The sequence below is a fragment of the Burkholderia sp. MR1-5-21 genome (genome assembly GCF_053427715.1).
The window spans coordinates 166,427-185,456 of record NZ_JBSAXD010000010.1 but is presented as its reverse complement, the minus strand read 5'-3'; the positions used below and the strand labels follow the sequence as shown (position 1 = coordinate 185,456).

14 protein-coding genes and 1 pseudogene are annotated in these 19,030 nt (G+C 56.1%); 11 read left to right on the top strand and 4 right to left on the bottom strand.

What is annotated here, in order from left to right:
- Positions 1–31: 31 nt before the first annotated feature.
- From ACV229_RS16265 to ACV229_RS16230, 8 genes are all read left to right on the top strand, one after another.
- Positions 32–820: a class II aldolase/adducin family protein gene (locus ACV229_RS16265; RefSeq protein ID WP_448084124.1), complete on the top strand. Its 789-nt coding sequence runs from the start codon at positions 32–34 to the stop codon at positions 818–820.
- A gap of 74 nt (positions 821–894) precedes the next feature.
- Positions 895–2,106 (top strand): porin, encoded by a 1,212-nt coding sequence (locus ACV229_RS16260; RefSeq protein WP_448084186.1) that lies wholly within the window; start codon positions 895–897, stop codon positions 2,104–2,106.
- A gap of 98 nt (positions 2,107–2,204) precedes the next feature.
- The gene (locus tag ACV229_RS16255) at positions 2,205–3,563 is read left to right on the top strand and encodes an MFS transporter (protein WP_448084123.1); all 1,359 of its coding nucleotides are present in this window, start codon (positions 2,205–2,207) and stop codon (positions 3,561–3,563) included.
- Between the two features lie 58 nt (positions 3,564–3,621).
- Positions 3,622–5,403, top strand: a complete 1,782-nt coding sequence (locus tag ACV229_RS16250; RefSeq protein ID WP_448084122.1) for an IlvD/Edd family dehydratase — start codon at positions 3,622–3,624, stop codon at positions 5,401–5,403.
- Between the two features lie 82 nt (positions 5,404–5,485).
- Entirely contained in the window at positions 5,486–6,409 is a 924-nt protein-coding gene (locus tag ACV229_RS16245; RefSeq protein WP_448084121.1) for a 2-hydroxyacid dehydrogenase, read from the top strand.
- 12 nt (positions 6,410–6,421) lie between these two features.
- A complete protein-coding gene (gene dld / locus ACV229_RS16240; RefSeq protein WP_448084120.1) occupies positions 6,422–8,161 on the top strand; it encodes a D-lactate dehydrogenase in 1,740 nt (579 codons plus the stop codon).
- 307 nt (positions 8,162–8,468) lie between these two features.
- Positions 8,469–9,881 carry a gamma-aminobutyraldehyde dehydrogenase gene (locus ACV229_RS16235; protein ID WP_448084185.1) on the top strand — a complete coding sequence of 471 codons (1,413 nt, stop codon included), beginning with the start codon at positions 8,469–8,471 and terminating at the stop codon, positions 9,879–9,881.
- A gap of 146 nt (positions 9,882–10,027) precedes the next feature.
- Positions 10,028–10,666 carry a type 1 glutamine amidotransferase gene (locus ACV229_RS16230; protein WP_448084119.1) on the top strand — a complete coding sequence of 213 codons (639 nt, stop codon included), beginning with the start codon at positions 10,028–10,030 and terminating at the stop codon, positions 10,664–10,666.
- 27 nt (positions 10,667–10,693) lie between these two features.
- On the opposite strand, the pseudogene ACV229_RS16225 reads toward ACV229_RS16230, so the two are convergent.
- Positions 10,694–11,023, bottom strand: a pseudogene (locus ACV229_RS16225) (IS3 family transposase); the annotation flags it as partial.
- A 590-nt stretch (positions 11,024–11,613) separates the two neighbouring features.
- Between ACV229_RS16225 and ACV229_RS16220 the strand changes: the two are divergent.
- Positions 11,614–12,837, top strand: coding sequence for an IS110 family transposase (locus ACV229_RS16220; RefSeq protein WP_448084118.1), 1,224 nt, complete (start codon positions 11,614–11,616; stop codon positions 12,835–12,837).
- Positions 12,838–12,968: 131 nt separating this feature from the next.
- On the opposite strand, the gene ACV229_RS16215 is transcribed toward ACV229_RS16220, so the two are convergent.
- The 3 genes from ACV229_RS16215 to ACV229_RS16205 all read right to left on the bottom strand — a co-directional run bounded on the left by ACV229_RS16215 (position 12,969) and on the right by ACV229_RS16205 (position 15,784).
- On the bottom strand, positions 12,969–13,928 hold the full coding sequence (locus ACV229_RS16215) for an AraC family transcriptional regulator (protein ID WP_448084117.1): 960 nt from the start codon (positions 13,926–13,928) through the stop codon (positions 12,969–12,971).
- 249 nt (positions 13,929–14,177) lie between these two features.
- Positions 14,178–14,873, bottom strand: a complete 696-nt coding sequence (locus ACV229_RS16210) for a helix-turn-helix transcriptional regulator (RefSeq protein ID WP_448084116.1) — start codon at positions 14,871–14,873, stop codon at positions 14,178–14,180.
- Positions 14,874–15,649: 776 nt separating this feature from the next.
- Positions 15,650–15,784, bottom strand: a complete 135-nt coding sequence (locus ACV229_RS16205) for a hypothetical protein (RefSeq protein ID WP_448084115.1) — start codon at positions 15,782–15,784, stop codon at positions 15,650–15,652.
- A gap of 354 nt (positions 15,785–16,138) precedes the next feature.
- Here ACV229_RS16205 and ACV229_RS16200 point away from each other — a divergent pair, with 354 nt between their 5' ends.
- On the top strand, positions 16,139–17,047 hold the full coding sequence (locus ACV229_RS16200) for a phytanoyl-CoA dioxygenase family protein (protein ID WP_448084114.1): 909 nt from the start codon (positions 16,139–16,141) through the stop codon (positions 17,045–17,047).
- 420 nt (positions 17,048–17,467) lie between these two features.
- The gene (locus tag ACV229_RS16195) at positions 17,468–18,964 is read left to right on the top strand and encodes a cytosine permease (RefSeq protein WP_448084113.1); all 1,497 of its coding nucleotides are present in this window, start codon (positions 17,468–17,470) and stop codon (positions 18,962–18,964) included.
- The last annotated feature ends 66 nt before the right edge of the window (positions 18,965–19,030 follow it).

The window sequence follows — 19,030 nt, the reverse complement described above, 5'->3', positions numbered from 1 at the left end:
CCGAATCTGGGAATTGAACAAGGAGCTAGACATGACACACTCCAATCGCGCGACCGAACGAGCGGGAGTCGCGAACGCATTCGCGGATTCAGCCGAATGGGAAACCCGCGTCAATCTCGCTGCAGCCTACCGTCTTGCGCATCACTTCGGATGGACTGATCTCATCTACAACCACATCACCGCAAAGGTACCGGGATCGGATGGTCATTTCCTGATCAATCCAATGGGGCTGAACTACGACGAAGTGACCGCATCGAACCTTGTCAAGATTGATCTGGACGGCAATATTCTGAGCGACACGCCGTATCGAATCAATCGCGCGGGCTTTGTTATTCACAGCGCAATCCATCGGGCGCGGTCCGATGCAGGCTGTGTTTTTCATACCCACAGCCGTGCCGGTGTGGCCGTCGCGTCACTGAAGGACGGTCTCTTGGCACTCAACCAGGCGGGGATGCAGTTTTACAATCGCGTCTCGTATCACACGTACGAAGGGTTCAACGTCCTTCTCGATGAGCAACAGCGCCTGGTCGAAAGCTTGGGCAAGAATTACACACTTATCTTGCGCAATCACGGCCTGATCACTGTTGGCCACAGCATCGCAAAGGCATTCCAGCGCATGTATTACCTCGAGCAAGCCTGCCAGTTGATGATTGACACGTTGGCGACGGGACGTACGCCAAACGAACCGTCGCCTGAAGTCGCCGAGGTCACTGCAGCGAGGTGGTACGACGGTAGCTCCGACGCCACGGCGAATGACGACATCGAGTGGGCGGCTGCTTGTCGAATGATGGACCGCTATCAGCCGGGATATCGCTCGTAGTCGGGCGGAAGCTGCCGTGATACGGCAGCTTTTGACATCAATTTCGTTATCCTACGCATATGAATAGAAAAATCATCAGATCTTCGAGCGTTCTTCCTTTAGCCGCCGTTGCCCTGTCGGCCTTCGCAGTTCCTGCTCGCGCGCAATCGAGTGTTACCCTCTACGGCATCGTCGATAATGGGTTGGTCTATCAGAATAGCCAGACGTCGCTCGGTTCGACCACGGGCGGCCGTTCCAATAAAAAATTGGTGGCAGGGATCTATGCGGGGAATCGATTTGGGATAAAAGGGGCTGAGGACTTAGGAGGGGGCACAAAGGTCATCTTTACGCTTGAAGCCGGCTTTAATCTCAACAATGGGACATCCCAGTTCAGTGGAGGCATGTTCACGAGACAATCGTTCGTCGGATTAACCAACGAGCAGTTCGGAACGATCACGGTGGGGCGGCAGTACACTTCGTATTTCCAATTGCTCGCGCCCTACAGTCCGGTCAATTGGTTGACCGGGTTCTTCGGCGCTCATCCGGGGGATCTCGATTCCCTCGATACCGTCTATCGGGCCAACAACTCCCTCGTTTATACGTCACCAAGAATCGCGGGGTTCACTGTCGGAGGATCATACTCTCTCGGCGGTGTACCGGGCAGCGTCAACCGAGGCTCGACCTGGAGTGCGGCCGTGCAGTACATGAATGGCCCATTCGGCGCCGCAGTTGGATTCCAGCGGATCAACAACTCGACCCCTGGTGGCGGTGATTGGGGGGCGGAGTCGACGACCAGCGCCGGCGGTCAAGTCGGCGTGTCTGCGGTTACGAACGGGTATCGGACGGCTGCCGCTCAACAACGCTTCGCCGTTGTTGGGGGCTATTCGTTCTCAAGGAACCTTGACGTCTCGCTTTCTTACTCAAACGTCCAATACATCCCTGGAATCGGCTCGAGCTACCGAGACACGGCAGTCTTCAATACGGGCGGCGCAACGGTTCACTTCAAGCCATCGAGCATTGTCGACCTCGCCGCGGGATACAGTTACACACGAGCTGCCAAGGCTAACGGGATCTCGTCGGCTGCCCAATACCAGCAGGTTACCTTGGTTGAGGCATACAGTCTTTCGAAGCGCACCACACTCTTCGCTGGCCAGGCCTTCCAGCGGGCTCACGGCCAGACGCTCGGAACAGCAGGTGCGTCGAACATTATCAATGCGACTGCGTCGATCGGAGACGGATTCCAAACCGCGCCGTCCTCTTCTGGAAGTCAGATCGCCGTGGGGGCCGGCATAACCCATCGATTCTGATGCTTGCTTAAGCAAAGTGATCTCGTCGCGGGAGACGGGCGGGTGCTTCGCAATTGTCCGCGAGCGTGTCAACGCAGTGCTATTACAAAGGAGACAGAGTGAACAAGATCGACTACGACCTGAGGTCGACCACTCTAGGTGTAGAGGGTAGTAACGAGCAACGCATCGGCACCACTGCCAGAAAGGAGATTCGCAGAGCAGTTACAGCGGCTACGGTCGGAACTGTCATCGAATGGTTCGACTATGCGCTGTATGGAGCCGCAGCCGGGTTGGTTATCAATCGCTTATTTTTTCCGAACTTCTCCGCTGTAGGTGGGGTACTTGCAGCTTTCGCAACCTTCGCTGTCGGCTTCTTTGCACGCCCGCTCGGAGGCGTGCTGCTGGCGCACGTCGGCGACAAATACGGGCGACGACCAGCGCTAATCCTGTCGATTGCGTTAATGGGCATCGCAACCGTCGGGCTTGGTGCGTTGCCTACCTTCGCGCAGCTCGGAGTCGGCGCTCCGCTTCTTCTTGTGCTCTTTCGCCTTATTCAAGGATTCGGGGCCGGTGCTGAACTCGCCGGAGCTATTACGCTCGTGGCCGAGTATGCGCCCCCAAATCGACGCGCCTTCTATACCGCGTTTCCAGGGGCTGCGCCCGTCGCTGGCATCGCCCTGGCTACGCTCTGCTTCTACGCTGTGTCGAGACTACCCGAGCCGGCCCTTCTCGGCTGGGGATGGAGGCTCCCTTTCCTGGGTTCCGGGGTACTTTTCTTGGTTGCGTTGTACATTAGGCGTAAGCTCGACGAGACGCCCGCATATGTGGCGGCCATGGCAAAGGCTGACGCGAAACGAAGCGAGCATGCGGTGCCACTTCGTGAATTAGTTGTTAAAAGCCGTCGCGAACTGATGCTGGGCTGCCTCAGCATTACGGGGCATAACGCGAACGCATACATCCTGAGCGCGTTCGCACTGAGCTACATGACAAATTCGCTAGGAATGGCGCGCGTCGATAGCTTGTTGATCATGGTCATATCGTGCGTTGTTGCCGTGGTTTTCACTCCAATCATGGGTGCGCTTTCTGACAAGATCGGACACGGACGCGTGTTTTCCTTCGGCGCAGCTTTCGCGATGTTGTTCGCTTTTCCGTTCTTCAACATGCTGTCATCGAAGGACTTCGCGACCGCTGCACTGGCGATGTCGATCGGGTTTGGTGTGAGCTTTAGCGCCATGGCCGGTGCGCAGGGTGCATTTCTGACCAATCTTTTCCCGACCAGATATCGCTTCTCAGGGCTTGCTATCGCACGCGAACTCAATGGGGTTTTGATCGCTGGCCCAACGCCTCTGATCGCGGCTTACCTCGTTTCGCTTAACGCTGGTCGCCCATACCTCGTTGCAACGTACCTGCTGGTATGTTGTGCTGTAACGATTGTCGCAATCCGGTGCGCTGGCAAGAAGACATTCGAAAACGAATGACATCTCTTGGATGCACCATCCGCCTCGTTTGCAGGCGGGTCTTGAGAAAGGAACTAGCATGAGCACACCATCGCGTCCCGAGCGCAGGTTTCGTTCGAGAGATTGGTTCGATAACCCGGACCATATTGACATGACCGCGATCTACCTAGAGCGCTTCATGAATGATGGGACTACACCTGAGGAACTCAGATCGGGGAAGCCAATCATCGGTATTGCGCAGACGGGGAGTGATCTCTCGCCCTGCAACAGGGTTCATTCGGATCTCGTCCGACGGGTGCGCGACGGCATTCGGGCGGCGGGCGGGATTCCGATTGAATTTCCGACCCATCCGATATTTGAAAACTGCAAACGGCCGACTGCGGCGCTCGATCGCAACCTCAGCTATCTGAGTTTGGTGGAGGTTCTCTTCGGTTATCCGATCGACGCCGTCGTGCTTACCACTGGGTGCGACAAGACTACGCCGGCTGCACTGATGGCTGCAGCAACCGTTGATATCCCCGCCATCATACTTTCCGGCGGTCCGATGCTGGATGGTTGGCACGAGGGAAAGCTCGTTGGTTCAGGAACGGTCATCTGGCAAAGTCGCCGCAAGCTTGCTGCGGGCGAGATTACGGAAGAGGAGTTCATGACGACAGCGTTGGACTCTGCTCCATCACTGGGTCACTGCAACACAATGGGTACAGCCTCGACGATGAATGCGATGGCTGAGGCACTGGGTATGTCCTTGACCGGATGTGCGGCAATTCCCGCTCCATATCGCGAACGTCCTCAGATGGCGTTTCGAACGGGGCAGCGCATTGTCGAGATGGCGTACGAGGACCTTCGTCCTTCGAAGATTCTTACCCGGTCCGCATTTCTTAACGCTATCGCAGTGAACGCAGCGATCGGTGGGTCTACGAATGCACACCCACACCTGGTTGCGATGGCTCGACACGCCGGAGTTGAGTTGACGAGCTCGGACTGGAACGAGCATGGTCACCCGATTCCGTTGCTCGCAAACGTCCAACCGGCCGGCAAGTACTTAGGAGAGAGGTTCCATCGGGCGGGCGGAGTTCCCGCCATCATGTCCGAGCTGCTCGAAGCCAGTCTGCTCGATCCGAACAGCCTGACTGTTACTGGTCGGACAATCGGCGAGAATCTCGTTGGTCGCAAGAGCCGAGACAGAGAGGTCATCGCCGCGTTCGGCGAACCACTCTTACGCAACGCCGGACTGGTCGTGCTTTCCGGGAATCTGTTCGATGTTGCGATTATGAAGACCAGCGTGATCTCAGAGGATTTCCGGCAGCGATATCTGTCGAATCCCGATGACCCGAACGCTTTCGAGGCGCGGGCGATTGTGTTTGACGGATCGGAGGATTATCACGCTCGTATCAACGATGCCGCGCTGAATATCGACGAGCAGTGCATTCTGGTAATGCGTGGAGCTGGACCGGTTGGTTGGCCCGGCTCGGCCGAAGTTGTAAATATGCAGCCATCGGATGCCCTCCTGAAGCGCGGAATCAGAAGCTTGCCGACTCTCGGTGATGGTCGCCAATCGGGAACATCCGATAGTCCCTCGATCCTGCATGCATCGCCGGAAAGTGCGGTCGGGGGTGGGCTTTCGAAACTTCGAACGGGCGACATCGTTCGAGTCGACATCGGCCGGAAGCGCTGCGATGCAAAAGTCCCTGACGAGGAATGGGCTGCGCGCGAGCGATCGGATCTCCCGATTCCGCAGGATCAGACTCCGTGGCAGCGCATCTATCGCCGTACTGTTGGGAGTCTCTCCGATGGTGCCGTGATTGAGGACGCTGTTGCATTCAGGCAGCTTGCTGATAAGTTGCCCCGCCACAATCACTAGGCGTTTTTGATCAAGTGCGCGTTTTCACGAGGTGGCAATTGCTTGGCCAATCGCACAATGCCACGTCAGCCTGGTTAATCAAATGAAGATCAAGATACTGAGTGTTGCACCGCTGATGCCAGAATTTGAGGCACAGCTTGAAGAAGCGTTTGACGTTTTCCGACTTTACAACGCGGCTGATCCTGCTGCGTTGCTTGAGGAAGTTGCGCCAACGATACGGGGAGTCGTGACGTCGGGGGGCGCTGGCCTCGAGCGTGCGGTTATGGACGCGTTGCCGTTGTTGGAGATTGTCGCCGTCAACGGAGTTGGAGTCGACAAGATTGACTTGACCGAGGCGTCACGGCGCGGCATTCGAGTCACGACAACGCCGGATGTGTTAACCGATTCCGTGGCAGATCTCGCCGTCGCACTTGTTTTGGCCTGCGCCCGCGATCTTTGCGTCGCCGACCGTTATGTTCGCTCGGAGAAATGGCTTACTGGGGATTCGCTGCCGCTAGGAAAGGGCTTGCGGCACCGAAGCGCCGGTATTGTCGGGCTGGGCAAGATTGGCGCTGCGATAGCGACTCGCCTGAGTGCATTTGGGATGAACATTGGCTACCACAATCGCCGCCCCGTTGAGCACTGCTCCTATCGCTATTTCTCCAACCCGGTTGATCTTGCCGCTGCCTCTGACGTCCTGATCGTCGCTGTCGCTGGCGGTCCAGAGTCGCTTCATCTAATCGACCATGTCGCCCTTGAGGCACTGGGGTCTAGCGGATACCTCATTAACGTGGCCCGAGGCTCATGCGTCGACGAAGATGCGTTGATCGATGCACTCCGGACCGGTGCAATCGCTGGCGCCGGCCTAGACGTGTTCTCCAATGAGCCTCATGTGCCTAACGAGCTGCTGCAGATGATGAATGTGGTTCTGGCTCCACATATTGGAAGTGCGACTGACGAGGCCCGACGCGCAATGGCAGACCTGGTAGTGGGCAACATCCTGTCGCAGTTCCGTTCGGAGCTTTGATCGAGGACCTTCATGTCTGATACCACGCATTTCCAGATCCCGATCGGCGACGTACGCAAATCGTTGATTGCATCGCTCGCGGATATCGTTGACGCGCGCAACGTGCTCACAAGCGATGCGCAAACACGCCAGTATCGCACCGGCTATCGTTTCGGCACGGGCCGCGTGCTGGCGGTCGTGCGTCCCGGCACGCTCGTCGAACAATGGCAGGTGCTGGCCGCATGTGTCGCCGCGCGCGCGATCGTCATCACGCAGGCGTCGAATACAGGACTAACCGGCGGTTCGACGCCAGATGGCGACGACTACGACCGCGACGTCGTCATTGTCAGCACGAAGCGCATCCGGCGCGTTCATCTGATTGACGGTGGTCGTCAGGTGGTTTGTATCGGCGGCACGACGCTCGATGAGCTCGAACGCACGCTGAAGCCGCTCGGGCGCGAGCCGCATTCGGTTATCGGCTCGTCGTGCATCGGCGCATCGGTACTCGGCGGCATCAGCAACAATTCGGGTGGCTCGCTCGTGCATCGTGGTCCGGCTTACACCGAGATGGCGGTGTACGCGGCGGTTGATGAGTCGGGCACGCTTCGCCTCGTGAACCACCTGGGAATCGAGCTCGGCGGCAGGCCAGAGGAGATTCTGTCGCGCGTCGAAAATGGTACGTTCGAGGATGCCGACATTCACAACGGGGCGGCCGCATCCGATCACGAATATGCGACCCATGTCCGCGATGTCGATGCGCCCACGCCTGCGCGCTTCAACGCCGATCCGCGAAGGCTGTTCGAGGCGTCCGGCTCGGCAGGGAAGGTGATGACGTTCGCAGTGCGCCTCGACACGTTCGAGGCGGAGCGGGGCGCAAAGGTGTTCTACATCGGAACGAACGACACGAGCGTGTTGACCGACATTCGACGCCACGCGCTCGCGAATTTCGCGCACCTACCAATTGCTGGAGAGTATCTTCATCGCGACGCATTCGATGTCGCGCGCAAGTACGGGAAGGACCTGTTCGTGATAATCGACAAATTCGGCACGGACCGGCTACCTCTGTTCTTCAATATAAAGACGCACTTCGATACATGGTTCGAGCGCATCCGCTTCATGCCGAAGCATATGACCGACCGGGTGCTCCAGTGGGTCAGCGAGCGCCTGCCGGAACATCTGCCCGAGCGGCTGAACGCGTATCGCGAACAGTATGAGCATCATCTGATGCTGAAGGTGCCTGCCGCGGGCATCGAGGAAGCGCGCGCGTATTTGTCGAAGCGCTTCGCGAAATCGGGGGGAGGATATTTCGAATGCACCGATGAAGAGGGCCGCAAGGCGTTCCTGCATCGCTTCGCGGCGGCGAGCGCGGCCGTGCGGTATCGCGCGGTCCATCATCAAGAGGTTGAGGATATCGTCGCACTCGATATTGCCCTGCGACGCAACGACCGCGACTGGTTCGAGCGGCTGCCGCAAACGGTCGAACGGCCGGTCGTGATGAAGCTGTATTACGGGCACTTCCTGTGCCATGTGTTTCATCAAGACTACATCGTCGCAAAGGGCAACGACTGCATGGCGCTTGAGCACGAGATGCTCGAATTGCTCGATATGCGCGGCGCAGAGTATCCGGCCGAGCACAATGTGGGACATCTGTACGAGGCCAAGCCGCAACTCGCCGCGTTCTATAAGCAGCTCGATCCCTGCAATTGCTTCAATCCCGGCATCGGTAAGACATCGAAATTCGCTGCCTATCGCGACTACGCAATTGACTCTTGATCTGTTCCTTGAGGGAAGTCCACGAGCGCAAGCAATCGTGGTGATGATTGACGGGTTCTTATTTTGCCAACTGAATGAGTGCTATCGCATCGTACTTGCTCCCGCGTGTGCGATCCGCCCCGAGATAGGCGGTGAAGCCCTTTTTACCTCACGGTACGTGATAGCGAAACGTTCGGATTGTTCGAAACCGTATACACCAACCTCGACGCGATGGCATCAACCTTAAGTTGCATCTCAAATCAAGATAATATGTGTACTCTAGGACTCGTTATCCCTCATTCTCCTAGATTGCATCGTGAAAACTAATCTGTTGATCAATGGCAAACTGGTTGCAGGCGAAGGCGAGCGGCTTACGGTCCTGAACCCCTCTCTGGGCACCACTCTGGTGGAAATCGCTGAGGCGACCCCAACTCAAGTCGACGCTGCCGTACAAGCTGCTGACGCTGCATTCGATGCGTGGTCGCAGACCGCGCCAAAGGACCGTTCGATGTTGCTGCTGAAACTGGCTGGCGCCATTGATGCCAATGCACAAGAGTTGGCCCGCCTCGAGTCAAGCAACTGCGGCAAGCCCTACACCGCCGCGCTGAACGACGAGCTGCCGGCTATCGCTGATTCGATTCGCTTCTTCGCCGGCGCTGGCCGCTGCCTGCAAGGTTCCGCTGCCGGCGAATATCTGCCCGGCCACACGTCGATGATCCGGCGCGATCCAGTGGGCGTGGTTGCCTCCATCGTGCCCTGGAATTATCCGTTGATGATGACGGCGTGGAAGCTTGGCGCGGCTCTTGCCACCGGCAACACCGTGGTGCTCAAGCCCTCCGAGCAGACGCCTTTGACCGCCCTCCGCCTTGCCGAGCTGATCGCCGACATTTTCCCGGCAGGCGTGGTCAACATCATCTTCGGTGGTGGTCCAAACGTCGGAGAGCCGCTGATCACCCACCCGAAGGTGCGTATGGTTTCCCTCACCGGTTCGGTAGCCACCGGCAGCCGCATCATCGCCAGCACCGCTGGCGGCGTGAAGCGCACGCACATGGAACTGGGCGGCAAAGCTCCGGTGATCGTCTTCGATGATGCCGACATCGAATCCGCCGTAGAAGGCATTCGCACTTACGGCTTCTACAACGCCGGCCAGGAGTGCACGGCCGCTTGCCGTATTTACGCGCAGAAGGGGATTTACGCAAGGTTCGTGCAGAAGCTGGGCGAGGCCGTGGGCAGCATCCGGTACGGTGAGCAGGATGATCCGAATACCGAGCTCGGCCCGCTGATCACCAAGCAACACCTGGAGCGCGTCACTGGCTTCGTTGAACGCGCTCGGCAGCTGCAACATATCGACGTGGTAACCGGTGGCAATCGCGTCGACCGCCCAGGCTTCTTCTACGAGCCCACCGTGTTGGCCGGTGCCCGCCAAAACGACGAGGTGGTGCGCCAAGAGATCTTCGGTCCGGTGGTCTCGGTCACCGAGTTCGAGGACGAGGCTCAGGTCTTGGGTTGGGCCAACGACTCCGACTACGGTCTAGCTTCCTCCGTGTGGACGCGTGATGTGGGTCGCGCCCATCGCCTGGCGGCTCGCCTGCAGTACGGTTGCACTTGGGTGAATACCCACTTCACATTCGTCAGTGAAATGCCCCATGGCGGTGAGAAGCTCTCCGGTTACGGTAAAGACATGTCAATGTATGGTCTGGAGGACTACACAGTGATTCGTCATGTGATGGTTAAGCATTGATCGGCGCAGCCTGACCCCTTCAAAACCGGCCCGTCCTTCAGTGCCGGTAACGACATCTGCCCCGCGGAAGCTGTCTGTGCGGCGTTTCGACAAGCCAGTAGCGGTGCAGCGCAGTCGATTCTTATAGACATTCCGCGAGTCAGAATGTGAAAGTACTTGTTATCCAACACGAGAGCAGTTGTCCGGTAGGGGCTTTGGGCACGTTCCTGAAGCACGTCTGTCACTCCCAGATCCACACTGTCGACGCGAATGAATTGGATGGGACGATTGCGCCTGACGCATATGATTTGTATGTCGTACTTGGCTCTTCGCTATCTACCAATGATCTCGCGTCCGCGTGGATTCCGCGGGAGATCAATTTTTTGCGGAGATTGATGGCGGCCAGTCGGCCCGTAATCGGAATCTGTTTTGGCGCGCAGGCGATTGCCCAGGCAGCGGGCGGCAGTGTTGGGCGCATGGATCATTGTCGGTACGGCTGGATAGTGAATGAAGTGGCATCCTCGGAGGTCTGGTGCGGGCCGTGGTTCAATTGGCATAGCGACGCGATTAACCTACCTGAGCATGCAGAATTGCTCGCAACTTCTCAGGGCACCGTACAGGCGTTTCAGATCGGCTGCGCGGTCGGAGTGCAATTTCATCCAGAGGTCACTCCAGAGATTGTGCGCACATGGCCCGAACCCGATGGATATTCCTTCGCGGCTGGATTTCACGACGAAACACTCGAATTCCGAACGGGTTTGCTTTTTGCGGAGTTGCTGTGGCGAGCAAACAAGAAGCGAAAGTGAGTTTAGGTGGCCTCCAGTTTCCCCCCCTTCCAGCGTCGCCAGTTCGAACGATTCGCGCGTTTCCAAACGGCGTACGACGATGAATCAGTTCTGCTTTAGGCCGTTTATCGTTTCGGCCGCAGCGTTGCAGTTGCTGTTGCCTCGACTGCCAACCGACGGCTCACCGCCTGCTTTGGCCAAGCGTTCGCTCTAGCGAATGCTGACGGATTGCGAGCCCCTGTTGGAGTAATGGATGTGGCGTCCTTTCGTTGCCCGTCCGGCGCGCGTACAGTGGCTGTTCAAGTGCATCCAGATGATCGCCGTGCTAACACGCCAGCCAACGACTCGCCGGGCAAACCCGTCGATCACGAATGGCACGTCGATAGTGGAGTAAGAGACAGAGCGTAGCCGAGCTATCTCCCTGCCTCGGTTTCCCGAACCGGACTTGCACCTCTCAGCGCATCCGGCTCTCCGTTCAAGTGTTGCTAGTAGCAAAGGCGACATCGGCATAGCTCGATCCGATGGTGTTGCGTGTCTCATTGCGGATGATGTAAGAATTCTCCGACGGCGTACGCCGCCTCAATTGAGCCTTCCGATTGTAACAAGACACCGAAGCACAAGTGCCCCAAACCAACCTCAACTGTTTTGGCCCTGTTACACCCATGTCGTAGCCTGTCCTGAACCGCCCCGGGATTGGTGGAGGCTCCAACTCTTGAGAGTGATTCATCGGACCTGTGCGACCCCGAAGGATGAAGCGGACAGCGCACCGGACTAGTATTGCGAGGTAGCGGTGGCCGAGGTCGGCCCATTGTCTGGTGCACTGAGCCCGTTTGAGAGTTGGACCCGCAGCCCTGCGAGCACCCCAAATTGTGACCTGGGGCAGTCTGTCGCCCTACTGGATCACGCTTACCAGAATCCGATAACGAGGGCTGCCGCCGCTGCCATTCGCCATCGCGGAGGAGGGCAACATGCAGGTACTTTATCCACGCTGCGCCGGCCTGGACGTGCACAAGGACACTATCGTGGCCTGCGTACGTTGCGTGTCTGCGCCCGAGCACCACGAAGTCCAAAGCTTTCCCAGCACCACGAACGGGTTGCTGACGCTATCTGACTGGTTGACAAGCCATCGCTGCACTCACGTAGCGATGGAGGCCACTGGCGTGTACTGGAAACCCGTCTGGCACGTACTCGAGGATTCCTTCGAACTGGTGCTGGGCAATGCCGCACACATCCGGAACGTGCCTGGTCGCAAAACGGATGTCAATGATGCGATGTGGATCGCCGACCTGCTCGCACACGGGTTGATCCGCTCCAGCTTCGTGCCACCCGCGGCGATTCAGGAGTTGCGCGATCTGACACGTACGCGCAAGCAACTGACCCGCGAGATCGCCCAGCATTGTCTGCGCATTCAGAAGGTACTCGAGGACGCCAACCTCAAGCTCGGCAGCGTACTCTCCGACGTGCTTGGCGGCAGCGGGCGGGCCATACTCACGGCCATCATCTCGGGCGAGGACGATCCGGTACGGCTGGCCTCGCTGGCTCAGGGCCACGCCCGCAGAAAGACCTGTGAACTGCGTGAAGCGCTGAGCGGTCGGATCACAGCCCATCACCGCGCGATGCTCGGACTTCATCTGCAAGTCATCGACGCACTTGAGCACGCGCTGGCCGACCTGGATGCCGCAGTAGGGCTGGCGTTGACGCCGATCCGGCAGCACGTCCAACTGCTCAGGACCATTCCTGGGGTCGGTGATCTGACGGCTCGGGTCCTGGTGGCCGAGATCGGCGTCGACATGACGCGTTTCCCCGATTCCGCCCACTTGATATCCTGGGCCGGATTGTGCCCACGCAATGACGAAAGCGCAGGCAAACGCCGCAGCACTCGTGTACGCAAGAGCGGTACATGGTTAAAGACTGCGCTGGTGACGGCTGCATGGGCAGCAGTGCGCACGAAAAACACCTATCTGCACGCCCAGTTCTTGCGGATCAAGGCTCGGCGCGGTGCCAAAAAGGCCATCGTTGCGGTCGCTGCATCCATGCTCACCGCCGCGTGGCACATGCTTCGCAACGGTGTGGAATACACGGACCTGGGCTCTGAGTACTTCAATCGACACGACATGCAAGGGACCGTTAAGCGACTGCTCAAAAGACTGACCGACCTCGGGTACTCTGTTCAACCAGCATCTTCACCGTAAGGGCTTCTTACCAGAATGGAGCCTCCACCAATCCCGGGGTGGATCTCGAGAAATCTGGTCGTACAGGCTCTCTTTCGCGCGGTCGCGCGCCGACGGCCGTCGCCAGATTGTGCCTCTCAAAGGCAGTTCCGCTACTGCCCCCGAAAGCTACTCGGTGATTGACCAGTCCAACGCATGAAGGCTTGACGAAGGTTTGCTGATTCCCTGAAACCAACCTCTTCCGCAATTCGGTAGATTGGAAGATTCGATTGAAGAAGCATCTGCTTGGCACGGTCGAAGCGAAGCTCATCAAGAAGTTGCTGGTAGCTTGTTTTATGCTGTGCCAAATGCCTGCGGAGGCTGCGAGAAGAGCAGTTCAATTGGCGGGCTAACTCTTCCTGCCCAGGTGGCTGCCGGAGGCATGACGCAAGCAAGGCACGTACATGCTCTAGCCAAACTCTGCTTGAGGCGAGTTCACTATTTTGCCTGTGACACTGCGCAAGCATTTCCGTGTGAGTTAAGATTTCAGCGAGTGGTAAGCGCTGCGCCAGCCATGATGATTCGAAGAAAATCGCACAGCGTTCCGCGTTGAATTCGACTGGGCACCCGAAGCCCTCAGTGTACGCATCTTGCATTTCCGGGCTACCTGGATAATCAACTTGGACACACTTGAGTGGCAAGGATCGGCCCAGCAAGTCAGAGAACATCACCTTTAATGAACCGAGGCAAAGTTCGGTATTGAATGCCCGAAGGGACTCCGCTTCTTTGTATCCTGTAGCTGTAATGCAGGCAAGGTTCTGATCTTTCTGCATCCGCAGGGAAAAGTAGGTGCCAAGTAAAACTGGATACGCTAAGCCGATCTGCCAAGCGTCCTCAAAGGTCGCAGCGGAAAGCATCGCATAGCCTAGGACGCCGTAAGCAGAGATGCGTGCTCGAAATCCCATCGCGAGCCCAGGCGCTGGCGTGGCGGACAGGCGCAGGACGTTTGCGAACACGATCTGCTCCTGCTCGGGAGCAATAATCCGTCGCGGCTCGACCAAATCTTCTTCGTTGATGCCTGAACCAGCGAGCGCTTCGCCAGTCGCAATCCCGGCGTCGTTCAGAAATGCCACGGCGAGTGCTACGCCATGCAAAGAATTCAGCCATGGAGAGTTTGAGATTTCACACCTATCGCTCATCAAACTGCGACTGCCCATAATACAATTCTCTCGTTCACCTCGCTCTCCTAGACTGGCCTAGCGAAGATCAATAGCCTTCATCAATCAGAGGGCCGGTTTTCACTAGTGCGACACTACCTCTTGCGGCGCTGCATAAGATCAATTTCGCAGTAGTGCTCCTGGGTATAAGTACCCACTTCCAGTCTAGCTACCCGTTAGCAATGCGATTGCTTTGCTGCGACTTTGCACCTGAAGTTTTTGAAAAATATGTATCAAGTGCGTTTTAATCGTGGCCAACTCGACATCCAGGAAATTCGCAATAGATTTATTGGACTCGCCGGAAATCATAAGCTCCACTACAGTTTGCTCTTTAGGGGTCAGCTTGTAACGATCCGCCAGACATTCTTTCAGGGACAGATTCTTCACTGCAGGCACAAATGAGAAGGTGTACTGCAGATACTGCTGCATTTCCTTCAGTCTGTCAGGATCAATCTCAAACCTCAACGAATCTGTTTGTAGTAGGGCGGCAGACGCGACCGCCTTGCCTCCGGCCCAAAATATAAAGTCCACCTCGTCACTGAGATTGTACTTTCTGAGAAAAGGACTGTACTCTTCCATGAGATTATGATCGTAACCTCGTGTCGCATTGGAAAGTGTTTCGACAGTGGAAAAATTGCGAATCAATACCTCTGTTTGCAGGGGATCCTTGGTGGAATAGAATTCGTAGTATTCGTCGAGCATCCTTTCATCAGCGCCGATCAGAACATGAGGGGACTGAATTGAATCTCTTTCGTGCCATGTGAATAATACTGCCGAGCAGCCGATAGTATTTTTCAGAAAAGACGCGGTTCTTTTTGCGTATTCTTGGCAACCGACGCTCGATTTCACGTCATCCAACATTTCACCCTCCAAACTTCAAGCGCCGCACCCTATTTGGACGCCATGGAAATCGTCTGCCTTATCGTGGTGCATCCTCACCAGACGCCAAAGCCGCCGCGATTTGATAATGTCGAATAAGCAGAATATGTGCCAGTGGGGTTGACCCTGAACCTCAGGTCACCTCGACACCGCCAAGTCGATGATGTGTAGTGTCGCCAGGACTCATGAGGCGAAAGGTATTTCGAAGCTTTGCTTGGTAGAGTTCATCGTTCCGCTCGAGGGCATGAACTGGGGCGCCCGAACGCGGCTGGCACTACGGGCTTTTCTATAAAGCTGATGTAATCGTCCTGCACACTCTTCATATGTGAACCGGCCAGCTGTTGCCCTGCGGCTGACGTAGGGAGCATCCCGCCGGTCCGGGTCCCGTGCACGATACGAAACTGAGCGAGCGATGAGAGGCGAACGGGCGTCGCACGTCATTCGGTGGGTACATTGATTGGCCGGCGCGACACCGAAGCAGGGCTCGATGACAGTCAACATCGGTTCGCAGCTTTTCAAGCCACGGTCGATGCCCATCCAATTGCTGGTTGATCACCGCAGTTCAGGTCGAATGTCGCACACGGTGGCGAGACGTTGTTGCAACAGAACTCAACAAAGCCCTCCGCACGCCGATGGGTATTACTGCGGTAAACAGCAATGCCCATCATGTTTTCGGTGACCACGTCAGTATCTTAGGTGCGCCGGCGACGCCGCCCATCTTCCCGTGCGGCTAACATGATCGCAGGGAAGGGACGCGTTCATTTGATTCCCCGTGCACCAAGGTCGAGCGCACGATCCCGTTTTCGGAACACCTTATTCAACAGCTTTTTCAGGATCTCTGACTCAACCGCTTGCTTGCCCAGCGGACATTGCAGTCCCTTGGCTTCTTTCATCGCAGGGCGACCCGCGGGGTCCGCCGAACGCATCCCCTGTCTTGATTGCCGTGCGACTACCCGCGCGGCATTGCGCCAAGTCGTCGGCTCGTTCGGGTCGACTGCCTATCGGCGGTCGGCGAGTTTCGCCATCGCTCACTTCCTTGGGCTCCTGCGCGATAACCGACATCGCCCAGTCCGACCCTCACGGCAGGTGCTGCTGCTTTGACGTCCAGTCTCCCCCAGACCCATTGCTCCGATCTCAACCGTAAGGTGGAGGTATCGTCGAAAATGAATTGCTATATTGGTCTCCGTCGCATCGCTCTTTCCTCAATAAATTAAATTGTCACTTAACGAGTGCACCCGGAAGGTAATATGTCTCTTATTCATTTGCCATCTAACGCATCGGTAGAAGAAGTTGTCAGCTGTCTTGACGCCGAGGGCTATTGCATCATTGACAATGCAGTGCCTAACGAGATTGTCGACGCCGTTAATGGTCAAATCCAGCCGTATCTGGACCGTACACCTGAAGGTAAGAACCATGCAGTCGGCAAACTGACCAGGCGTTGCGGGGCAATTCCTGCGCGTTCTAGCGCCTCCCACGCTATGGTTCTTCACCCGACCGTGTTAGGAGCAGCACGCAAATTCTTGGGTCGGAATGCATCCACGATTCAGTTGAATCTCACTCAATTGATCTGCATCGATCCGGGGCAGAAGGCCCAGTACCTCCATCGCGATGAAGATGTATGGGATTATTTCGAGTTCTTCCCTGTCCATAGTCACATTGAAGTAAGCACCATTTGGGCAATGGATGACTTCACCGACGAAAACGGGGGCACGCGAATCATTCCGCGCAGCCACAAAGATACTATCCTCCCGCTGTCGTTCTCACATGAAGATACGTTCGCCGCAGAGATGAAAAAGGGGTCGGTGCTTGTTTACACCGGGAAAACCATTCATGGTGGCGGCGAAAATCGTTCCAAAGCGAGTCGACGTGCTCTAAATATCGACTATTGCGTCGGATGGGTGCGCCAAGAAGAAAATCAGTATCTCTCGATCCCGCCCGACGTGGCCAGAACCTTTCCAGAGGAACTGCAACGTCTGGTCGGCTATGAGATGGGTTCATCAAGTCTGGGTTACGTGCGCGAGTTCGAGCATCCCCTTGTGGCATTGAACCCGGAAATGCCGTTCGATCAGTCCTTCTTTACGGAATTGGTTGAGAAGGCCTCGAAATTTTCGAATATCGCGAGGAGCGTTCTTCAGCACATGAAAAACAGACGGTAGGTATTTTTAGCCCTTCCGACAGCTCACAACGGGTAACTTTGTGAGCTTCGGGAGGCGCGCCATCCAAGCGAGGGCGACATACGGGTAACATGCACTTTGATCGCGTCAGAAATCCTGCATCATTCTGGCAAGCAACGATTCTGTTGGTAGGCGGTTCCCTAGCGCTTTAACAGAGGGCGGTATAGAGAGAGGTTCAAATGATTCAATCTGAAGTTGACGCTAGTTCATCCGTCATTATATCGAGTCAGAGCTTAAACCAAGATCTGGTCCGACAGTTGAATGCCTTGACGGGGCAGGAGCACACTACTGCTGATTGCTGGAAGCCTGCGATGCCGATGATTGTCGAGGCTATCGCCTGGATCGTGGGTGGTGTCTTGTTATGGATTTTGACTCTCTTGTGGATTGTGTAGGAGGGCGGCCGTGAGTGATTTTAAAAGCCAAGTTGAACAAGAAGCGCTAGCTGGGAGACTTCCGGTACTGGCCGGTGAGCGCGTATATAAAACTTATGGTTCATTCCTGTGGACATGCTGCGCATTCAATGCTGCAACCTGGTCCTTCCTGATTGGTGGTTATCTACCTTGCGTAGGTGATTGGCGCATTGGTGTCATGGGCTATTTGGTTGGACTGTTAATCGGTATGGCCATAGTAACCCTTGCGTCCGGCGTTCCCAGTCACAAGTACGGGATTGACATCATCGATATCGCGAAGACCTCGTTCGGATATCGCGGCATATTGATTCCTCTGTTCGGACTATTGGCTACTTTGGTGGGATGGTCGTACGTCGTAGAGGCACTAACCGCGCGGGGGGCCGCCAACGTCTTAGCCACGATAAGTGGCACCGTCGAATCCGGTTCATCACACGAGCATTTGGTGATAGCTATCGCATTGGTCGTGTTAGTGGTGGTTTGGCAGATTACGGCCAAGGGTCCGAAGCTTTTCGAGCGCCTCAACGGTTACATCGGCCCGCTTCATATGCTTATCACATTGGTGATGTTGGGAATTCTCGTTCATCGATTTGGCTGGCAGCACCTGTGGACAACGCAGATGCCCGCTGATCAGATGTTTACTAAAGATCCTGTCAAGGGTCTTGCACTAGCCGTGGAATTTGGGGCTTCTGTGGCAATGACCTGGTGGCCTGTATTAGGGGGGCTTACGCGCTTGGTGGTCAAGCGTAAACATGTCGTCGGTCCATCCGTGATCGGGGTCGGGGTGCTGGGAGCCGCATTTTTGTCAACCGTGGCAGCGCTTGCAGCTATTAGCGCGGGTACTTACGACCCCACGATATGGATGATTAAATTGGGCGGCCCTGTGTTTGGTACCATTATCATGTCGGTCGTCTTAACGGCGAACATTGCCACGATGGTTATCATGATGTATCTGTCCGGCGTATCCGTGCAGCAAGTTAGATTTTTGGCAAAATTGAAATGGGAGTTGCTGCTTGCTCTCCTATTGCTGCCTGGTGTCTATTTCGCATTTAAAACAGAATTTTTGCTCTCCACGGCTATGAGTTGGCTGTCGTATAATGGCGTAATGTTTGTCGGTATTACAGGAATAACCTTGGTAGACTACTTCCTTTTGCGTCGCGAACGAATCGATGTCACCAGTCTTTTCGCGGCGAAAGGGGGTAAGTACGAGTTCTGGGGAGGCGTTAACTGGATTGCGGTGGCTATCTCCGTCGCGGCAACTTTTGGATACCTGTGGCTTTATGATCCCAATACACTAGCTACGGGCAACCTCTTCCGTTACTTGGGGGCATCGTTACCCGTTACATTGATTTCCGGCGTTATCTACTATATTGCAACTCGTCTGTTTGTAGCTCCATTGAAGAAAGGCGGTTACATGAAGATGGATGCGAACATTAGTCGACCTACAATGGATGCCAGCAAGGATAGCGATGCGGTACAAGTGAGTCTTTAGAGGAACTCCGATCAAATTGACAGCGCGTGTTTGTCGGCCGATTTCACAAAAGCCAGGGTTGATCTC

Coding starts and splice junctions, on each gene's coding strand:
- ACV229_RS16265 (WP_448084124.1), top strand. CDS start 32: ATGACACACTCCAATCGCGCGACCGAACGAGCGGGAGTCGCGAACGCA.
- ACV229_RS16250 (WP_448084122.1), top strand. CDS start 3,622: ATGAGCACACCATCGCGTCCCGAGCGCAGGTTTCGTTCGAGAGATTGG.
- ACV229_RS16245 (WP_448084121.1), top strand. CDS start 5,486: ATGAAGATCAAGATACTGAGTGTTGCACCGCTGATGCCAGAATTTGAG.
- dld (WP_448084120.1), top strand. CDS start 6,422: ATGTCTGATACCACGCATTTCCAGATCCCGATCGGCGACGTACGCAAA.
- ACV229_RS16220 (WP_448084118.1), top strand. CDS start 11,614: ATGCAGGTACTTTATCCACGCTGCGCCGGCCTGGACGTGCACAAGGAC.
- ACV229_RS16210 (WP_448084116.1), bottom strand. CDS start 14,873: ATGTTGGATGACGTGAAATCGAGCGTCGGTTGCCAAGAATACGCAAAA.
- ACV229_RS16205 (WP_448084115.1), bottom strand. CDS start 15,784: ATGAAAGAAGCCAAGGGACTGCAATGTCCGCTGGGCAAGCAAGCGGTT.
- ACV229_RS16200 (WP_448084114.1), top strand. CDS start 16,139: ATGTCTCTTATTCATTTGCCATCTAACGCATCGGTAGAAGAAGTTGTC.